At 37.8% G+C, this 8445-nt stretch carries 5 protein-coding genes and 3 rRNA genes; 7 read left to right on the top strand and 1 reads right to left on the bottom strand.

The features are described from left to right. Window positions 1–362: 362 nt before the first annotated feature. Window positions 363–1148 carry a phosphotransferase gene (locus D9R21_RS03005; protein WP_126821039.1) on the bottom strand — a complete coding sequence of 262 codons (786 nt, stop codon included), beginning with the start codon at window positions 1146–1148 and terminating at the stop codon, window positions 363–365. An 83-nt stretch (window positions 1149–1231) separates the two neighbouring features. Here D9R21_RS03005 and rdgB point away from each other — a divergent pair, with 83 nt between their 5' ends. The 7 genes from rdgB to D9R21_RS02970 form a co-directional block, all read left to right on the top strand. Then, the gene (gene rdgB / locus D9R21_RS03000; RefSeq protein ID WP_126821038.1) at window positions 1232–1846 is read left to right on the top strand and encodes an RdgB/HAM1 family non-canonical purine NTP pyrophosphatase; all 615 of its coding nucleotides are present in this window, start codon (window positions 1232–1234) and stop codon (window positions 1844–1846) included. Further along, on the top strand, window positions 1824–2342 hold the full coding sequence (locus tag D9R21_RS02995; protein WP_126821037.1) for a tRNA (cytidine(34)-2'-O)-methyltransferase: 519 nt from the start codon (window positions 1824–1826) through the stop codon (window positions 2340–2342). Before rdgB ends, D9R21_RS02995 begins: the two co-directional genes overlap by 23 nt. Window positions 2343–2448: 106 nt before the next feature. After that, window positions 2449–2772 (top strand): single-stranded DNA-binding protein, encoded by a 324-nt coding sequence (locus D9R21_RS02990; RefSeq protein WP_126821036.1) that lies wholly within the window; start codon window positions 2449–2451, stop codon window positions 2770–2772. 459 nt (window positions 2773–3231) lie between these two features. Continuing rightward, a 16S ribosomal RNA gene (locus tag D9R21_RS02985) occupies window positions 3232–4751 on the top strand. Window positions 4752–5024: 273 nt separating this feature from the next. Continuing rightward, window positions 5025–7936, top strand: a 23S ribosomal RNA gene (locus D9R21_RS02980). Window positions 7937–8008: 72 nt separating this feature from the next. Beyond that, a 5S ribosomal RNA gene (rrf, locus tag D9R21_RS02975) occupies window positions 8009–8115 on the top strand. Together the 16S, 23S and 5S rRNA genes form the textbook arrangement of a ribosomal RNA operon. A 122-nt stretch (window positions 8116–8237) precedes the next feature. After that, window positions 8238–8445, top strand: a 208-nt coding sequence (locus D9R21_RS02970) for a lipoprotein (RefSeq protein WP_148108822.1), incomplete at its 3' end; no start/stop codon positions are given.

The raw sequence follows: 8445 nt of genomic DNA, 5'->3' as shown, positions 1-8445 counted from the left end.
CTTTTTTAATAATTCATACCTAACTTTATAATAGTTTAAATCTTTTTTTCCAAATGGTTCTTTTGGACCTTTTGGTGTATTTAAAATTCCTTTTTTAAAATTTCTTTGTCATGAATTAAGTGTTTTTATATTTACTTTATATTTTTGTGCAATATAAGTAAGCGATGTTTGTTCAATTTCTTTTACTGTATTTTTTCGAAATTATGCAGTATATGTTTTAAATTTTTGTTCTTTTCCTGCCATTAAAAAATGCACCTCCTCTAAAAGTTTAGCAAAGTTCTTTTTTAATTTTACTTACTTTTTGGGGTGCAGTCTTCAATAATTCACCAGTTGATTCATCAGTAACAAAGAAAGAACCTTAATTATTTTTTTTGTAAATTAGTTAATTTTAAATCAATAATTGTTAAGAAAATTTTTTGTTTTGTCTGTTCATACATGTAATTAGCTCAGTAAATTCATAGAATGTTTTGGTAATACATTCATGCTACTACTTTTTCTTGTTGTTGTGATGTTAAATTAAAAAGATTAAATCAATAAGTTCGTTCAGCTTTTGTTGTTAATGTTTCAGAAGCAAATGAAGCAATATCAAAAAATTTATCATTTAGCATAGCATATTCAAAATCAATTAAATAAAGCTTTTGGTTTAAAAAAACTAAATTACCATGATTTAAGTCATTATGGCATAAAACAAGTTCTGTTGGTTGCAATTTTAAATAATCAAGTTTCTCTTCATATGGAGCTAAATTTACCAATTGTTTACAAATTGCTGTTTTTAATGTTATTAAAAATTGCTTAGGATTAAATGTTTTAGTTTGATTATTTGGATTAATTTTAGTTTCTCATAATTGTTTAATTATTGTAGCAACTTGGTTTAAGACTTGGTTTGTAAGTTTAACCGTACTAAGTGATTGTAAAGTTGGGTAGTATGGTGTAACCAAAAAGAAATGATCACCATCATAGCCATAATCTACAATTGGTAATGTTAAATCGGCATTTTTAATTTGTTCTAAAACAAAAATTTCATTTTGATGATCAATGAATAAATTAGTAAAAGTATTACTATAACGGATAAAAAGATTATCAATACTTTGATAATTTTGGTTAGTAATACCTAAATTTAATTTTGCTTTAATTTGGTATTTCATCATATTTCTGACTTCCATTCTGTCTGTTATATATTATTAATTTTATTATACAATATATATAGTTAAGAAAAGCGGGGAAATAAAAAATGAATGAAATTTGAATTGCTACTAGTAATAAGAACAAAGTACGAGAATTTAAAGAAATGTTTGAAGGTATTAATATAATTGTTAAATCATTGTTAGATTTAATAGTACCTGTGTCTGAAATTCCTGAAACAGGAACAACCTTTGAAGAAAATGCATTTTTAAAAGCTGATTATTTAAGCAAAATGTTAAATAAGCCAGTATTAGCGGATGATTCTGGATTAAAAATTATTGGTTTAGGAAATTTTCCCGGTGTTAATACTCGCCGTTGAGCAGAACTAATTACGGATAATAATATTATTAATAATTTATTAATTGAAAAATGTCGTTCACTAGAAGAACGTGATGCACAAGCAGTTTGTGTTTTATGTTATATTAATCCAAGTACAAACGAAACAAGGTATTTTCGAGGAATAACAAAAGGTCTTATTACTGAAAAACCAGTTGGTAATAATGTTTTTGGTTATGATGCAATTTTTTTCTTACCAGAAATTGGTCAAACTTATGCTGAATTAACTGTAGAAGAGAAAAATAAGTATTCGCATCGTTCAAAGGCTTTTCAAATGTTTAAAAAATGATGACTAGGAGGAAAAGATGAAGACAACAAAAAAAATTAACATTATTTTATTTGAACCAGAAATTGCACAAAATGTTGGAGCCATTATGCGAACTTGTGTTGCAATTAATGCTAAGTTACATTTAATTGAACCATTTGGATTTATTTTTGATGAACGATTTATTGCTCGCAGTAGTGCAAATTATGTTGAGTTTGCTGATTATGAAACATATAATGATTGAAATCATTTTTCACAATTAAATCCAAATCTTAAATTATATTGTGCAACTCGTTATGCACAACAACCACATAGTGCAATTGATTTTACAAAGGAAGAAAAAGTTTTTATTTTATTTGGGCGTGAATCAACTGGTATTTCAACAACAATTTTGAAAGAACATTTATCACGAACTTTTCGTATTCCAATGTCAGAAAAAGTCCGTAGTTTAAATGTTGCTAATACAGTTGGGATTGTTGGTTATGAAATTATGCGGCAATGAGATTATCCTGGTTTATCAAAAGTTGAAATTCAAAAAGGGGCTGATTTTTTAAAATAAAAATAACAATGCTTTTTGTGAATTTTTTTCTTACTTTTGAAAAAAGTTTTTTATAATTTTTTTAGTATTGAGTTATATTGATTGTTTTTAGAAAGGATGATAAAGAATGAATCAAGTAATATTGGTTGGACAATTAGAAGGAACTTATGAAATTATTTATGATAAAAAAGAAGCAGAACGAAAACTAATGAAATTTTTACTAAAGATTCAGCGCCCTTTTAAAAATAAAGATGGTAACTATGATAGTGATTTAGTTAATGTTAAAGTATGAACAAATAATATCGATGATTTAGATATTAGTTTACGTGATAAAGCAATTATTGCTGTTAAAGGGCGAATTCAATCATTTCGTTCCAATAATTTTGATGAAGAAAATTATTATAACGATATAATTGCTGACCGTGTTACGTATTTAAGAAGTTTTAACTAACATTACTTAATATTATTAACTTAATACCAATTAGCCATTTCTTTTGAAGCGGCTTTTTATATAAATAAATTAAAATTTAATAGCAAGGAAAACAATAATTTCAAGAAAAAGAGGTTAAAATAAGGTTTTTTAAGTAATTATTTTTTTATAAAAAAAATTAATATTTTTGCTAAAAACACTTGCAAAAAAATGAGGATTTTATATACTTATAAAGGTGTCAGTTGGTAGTAATTTATTACTTAATTGTAAATAAAATACTTACTTACATTATCAAAAACAATACTAAAAATATGAAAAAAATAGTCAAAAGTTATTGACAATAAACGCATAATTTTGTATGATTTGAAAGGTGTTTTGCTGACACAAGAACGATCTTTGAAAACTAAACATAACAACAAAAGATAATCATTTAATCAATGAATATCCGTCATTAAAGCTAGGAACAAAAACGATATTTTTTTTAATGAGAGTTTGATCCTGGCTCAGGATGAACGCTGGCGGCATGCCTAATACATGCAAGTCGAACGGGGTGCTTGCACCCAGTGGCGAACGGGTGAGTAACACGTATCTAATCTACCCATTAGCGGGGGATAACAGTTGGAAACGACTGCTAATACCGCATACGACATTTTCTGGCATCAGAGAATGTTAAAAGGTCCGTTTGGATCACTAATGGATGAGGATGCGGCGTATTAGTTAGTTGGTGGGGTAATGGCCTACCAAGACAATGATACGTAGCCGAACTGAGAGGTTGATCGGCCACATCGGGACTGAGACACGGCCCGAACTCCTACGGGAGGCAGCAGTAGGGAATTTTTCACAATGGGCGAAAGCCTGATGGAGCAATGCCGCGTGACTGAAGACGGTCTTCGGATTGTAAAGGTCTGTTGTAAGGGAAGAACAGTAAGTATAGGAAATGATACTTATTTGACTGTACCTTACCAGAAAGCCACGGCTAACTATGTGCCAGCAGCCGCGGTAATACATAGGTGGCAAGCGTTATCCGGATTTATTGGGCGTAAAGCGTGCGCAGACGGTTTAACAAGTTTGGGGTCAAATCCTGGAGCTCAACTCCAGTTCGCCTTGAAAACTGTTAAGCTAGAGTGTAGGAGAAGTCGATGGAATTCCATGTGTAGCGGTGAAATGCGTAGATATATGGAGGAACACCAGTGGCGAAGGCGGTCGACTGGCCTATCACTGACGTTTAGGCACGAAAGCGTAGGGAGCAAATAGGATTAGATACCCTAGTAGTCTACGCCGTAAACGATGAGTACTAAGTGTCGGACTAAGTTCGGTGCTTCAGCTAACGCATTAAGTACTCCGCCTGAGTAGTATGCTCGCAAGAGTGAAACTCAAAGGAATTGACGGGGACCCGCACAAGCGGTGGAGCATGTGGTTTAATTCGAAGCAACGCGAAGAACCTTACCAAGGCTTGACATCCAGTGCAAAGCTGTAGAAATACAGTGGAGGTTAACATTGAGACAGGTGGTGCATGGTTGTCGTCAGCTCGTGCCGTGAGGTGTTTGGTTAAGTCCAGTAACGAGCGCAACCCTTGCCGTTAGTTACTCCATTAAGTTGAGATACTCTAACGGGACTGCTAGTGTAAGCTAGAGGAAGGTGGGGATGACGTCAAATCAGCATGCCCCTTATGTCTTGGGCTACACACGTGCTACAATGGTCGGTACAAACAGTTGCGTTCTCGTAAGAGGGAGCTAATCTGAAAAAGCCGATCTCAGTTCGGATTGAGGGCTGCAACTCGCCCTCATGAAGCCGGAATCGCTAGTAATCGCGAATCAGCAATGTCGCGGTGAATACGTTCTCGGGTCTTGTACACACCGCCCGTCACACCATGAGAGTTGATAATACCAGAAGTCGGTATTCTAACCGCAAGGAGGAAGCCGCCCAAGGTAGGATTGATGATTAGGGTGAAGTCGTAACAAGGTATCCGTACGAGAACGTGCGGATGGATCACCTCCTTTCTATGGAGTTAATACTTTATAGTAATTAACTAGTTTTAATGACCGTTATGTTTAGTTTTCAGAGATTAGTTTCTCTGACAATAACAAGTAAATGTTATTGGAATTGTTCTTTGAAAACTGGATAATAGACATCTAGTTATTTTAATCACTTGATTAAAATAACAATAATTCAAAATTTCTGTTATTTTTAAAAAATAACTAAAATTTCACAGTTATATTTGTAAATGATTCTCAAAAAACTGATTTAAAATCAGGTCAAATAATTTATAAAACTTTGAAGTTACAAAGGGCGTATGGTGAATGCCTTGGGAATAGGAGACGATGAAGGACGTGACTACCTGCGATAAGGTTCGGGGAGCTGGAAGTAAGCTTTGATCCGGACATGTCCGAATGGGGAAACCCGGTGAGATTAATCTCTCATCATCCTATAATGAATAAATAGTTATAGTGAAGGTATACCTAGGGAATTGAAACATCTTAGTACCTAGAGGAAAAGAAAGCGAAAGCGATTCTCTTAGTAGCGGCGAGCGAACGGGGAACAGCCCAAACCAGATTTATCTGGGGTTGTAGGACCATAATAGTAGAGTTACAAAACTTGTTTATAGTAGAAATGGTTGGGAAACCATGCCACAGAGGGTGATGGGCCCCGTATACGAAATAGACAAGACTCGAAATGGTATCCTGAGTACGGCGAGACACGTGAAATCTTGTCGGAATCAACGCGGACCACCGCGTAAGGCTAAATACTACCTATTCACCGATAGTGAACCAGTACCGTGAGGGAAAGGTGAAAAGCACCCCGGGAGGGGAGTGAAAGAGTACCTGAAACCATATGCCCACAAGAAGTCGGAGCCCGTTAATGGGTGACGGCGTGCCTTTTGTAGAATGAGCCGGCGAGTTATGATAGCATGCAAGGTTAAGTAGAAAATACGGAGCCGTAGTGAAAGCGAGCCTTAATAGGGCGTTTAGTATGTTGTCATAGACCCGAAACCAGGTGATCTAGCCATGAGCAGGTTGAAGTTGAGGTAAAACTTAATGGAGGACCGAACCGACGTTCGTTAAAAAGACCGCGGATGACTTGTGGCTAGGGGTGAAATTCCAATCGAACCTGGAGATAGCTGGTTCTCCCCGATATAGCTTTAGGGCTAGCGTCGAGGTTAGCAAGTTGGAGGTAGAGCACTAAATGTATGATGGCCCCACCTAGGGGTACTGAATGCAATTAAACTCCTAATGCCAATTTTGTATACTCGGCAGTCAGTACATGGGTGATAAGGTCCATGCACGTAAGGGAAACAGCCCAGATCATCAGCTAAGGTCCCAAAATTTATGCTAAGTGTGTAAGGATGTGAAGTCGCTTAGACAGCTAGGAGGTTGGCTTAGAAGCAGCCACCCTTTAAAGAGTGCGTAACAGCTCACTAGTCGAGTAACTTTGCGCCGAAAATGTACCGGGGCTAAGCATAATACCGAAGCTATGGGTTTTGTATTTATATACAGGGCGGTAGGGGAGCGTTCTAACAGGGATGAAGGTAGACCGTGAGGACTGCTGGACTGGTTAGAAGTGAGAATGCCGGCATGAGTAACGTTTGAGGGTGAGAATCCCTCATGCCGTTTGACCAAGGTTTCCTGGGCAAGGTTCGTCCACCCAGGGTTAGTCAGGACCTAAGGCGAGGCCGAAAGGCGTAGTCGATGGACAACAGGTTGATATTCCTGTACCACCATATAGAGCGATGGAGTGACGGAGAAGGATAGTATATCCCGGTTATTGGATTCCGGGCTAAGCACAAAGAGGGTAAGGTTGGCAAATACGCCTTGCATAACCTTGAAGTGTGATGGGGAGCGAACGGTTCGCCTAGTAGCGAAGTATATGACTCCATGCTTCCAAGAAAATCTTCTAGTACTATTTATATGGTGCCTGTACCTAGAACGAACACACGTGGTCAAGGAGAGAATCCTAAGGCAAGCGAGATAACTGTAGCTAAGGAACTCTGCAAAATAACCCCGTAAGTTAGCGAGAAGGGGTGCTCATAGTAATATGAGCCGCAGTGAAGAGGAAGGGGCAACTGTTTAGCAAAAACACAGCTCTCTGCAAAGTCGTAAGACGACGTATAGGGGGTGACGCCTGCCCAGTGCTGGAAGGTTAAGGGGATTAGTTAGCATTAGCGAAGCTTTGAACCGAAGCCCCAGTGAACGGCGGCCGTAACTATAACGGTCCTAAGGTAGCGAAATTCCTTGTCAGGTAAGTTCTGACCCGCACGAAAGGCGTAATGATCCCTTCGCTGTCTCGGCTGCAGACTCGGTGAAATTTTAGTACCTGTGAAGATGCAGGTTACCCGCAACTAGACGGAAAGACCCCATGGAGCTTTACTATAGCTTGATATTGGGTTTTGATATAGCATGTATAGGATAGGTGGGAGACTTTGAAGCAGTAACGCTAGTTGTTGTGGAGTCATCCTTGGAATACCACCCTTGTTATGTCGGAATCCTAACCTAGATCTGTAAGCCAGATCAGAGACAGTGTCAGGTGGGTAGTTTGACTGGGGCGGTCGCCTCCTAAAATGTAACGGAGGCGCCCAAAGGTACCCTCAGTATGGTCGGAAATCATACATAGAGCGCAAAGGTAGAAGGGTGCTTGACTGTGAGACTTACAAGTCGAACAGGAGCGAAAGCTGGGCTTAGTGATCCGGCGGTCCCGTGTGGAAGGGCCGTCGCTCAACGGATAAAAGTTACCCTGGGGATAACAGGCTGATCTCCCCCAAGAGTTCACATCGACGGGGAGGTTTGGCACCTCGATGTCGGCTCATCGCATCCTGGAGCTGAAGTTGGTTCCAAGGGTTGGGCTGTTCGCCCATTAAAGCGGTACGCGAGCTGGGTTCAGAACGTCGTGAGACAGTTTGGTCCCTATCTGTTGTGGGCGTAGGAAATTTGAAGAGATCTGTCCCTAGTACGAGAGGACCGGGATGGACACACCTCTGGTGCTCCAGTTGTCACGCCAGTGGCACAGCTGGGTAGCTATGTGTGGAAATGATAATCGCTGAAGGCATCTAAGCGAGAAGCATACTTTAAGATGAGATTTCCCATCCTTTATGGAGTAAGACCCCTTGAAGACGACGAGGTTGATAGGTTGGATGTGTAAGCGCGGCGACGTGTTCAGCTAACCAATACTAATAGGTCGAAGACTTCAAAAAAGCGAGAGCTTATTTACAAATTTTAGACAGTTTATTATCTAGTTTTGAGCGGATAATTTCCCTCAGATATAATCTGGTGCTTATGGCATAGTGGACACACCCGTTCCCATCCCGAACACGTAAGTTAAGCACTATTACGCCGACGATAGCCGCAAGGTGAAAATAGGGCAGTGCCAGGTTGAAAAAAGGTTTTGACCTTTTTTTTTTAAAATATTTTTACTTTCTTAGTATTTTACAAATATGTTATAATGAAAAACATCTCACACCCACTATAAATTATTAAAAAAGGAAAACAACATATATGAAAAAAGTTTTAAATATTTTAAGTGCAGTAACTTTAGTTAGTGCAGGAACAAGTAGCGCTGTTGCTTGTAAAGATAATGATGTTATTACATCAAAAGATAAAAATTATTCAGAAAATAAAGTTAATGATATTTCATTAGCCCAAGATTTAATTGATAATTCAGGAAATAGTGTGGCTATTATTGCTATTAATAATTCTAATCAAG

This window comes from Spiroplasma endosymbiont of Megaselia nigra, from assembly GCF_003987485.1.
GTDB lineage: Bacteria > Bacillota_I > Bacilli_A > Mycoplasmatales > Mycoplasmataceae > Spiroplasma.
The sequence above is the reverse complement of the archived record's forward strand: the minus strand, read 5'-3'. Positions and strand labels throughout refer to the sequence as shown.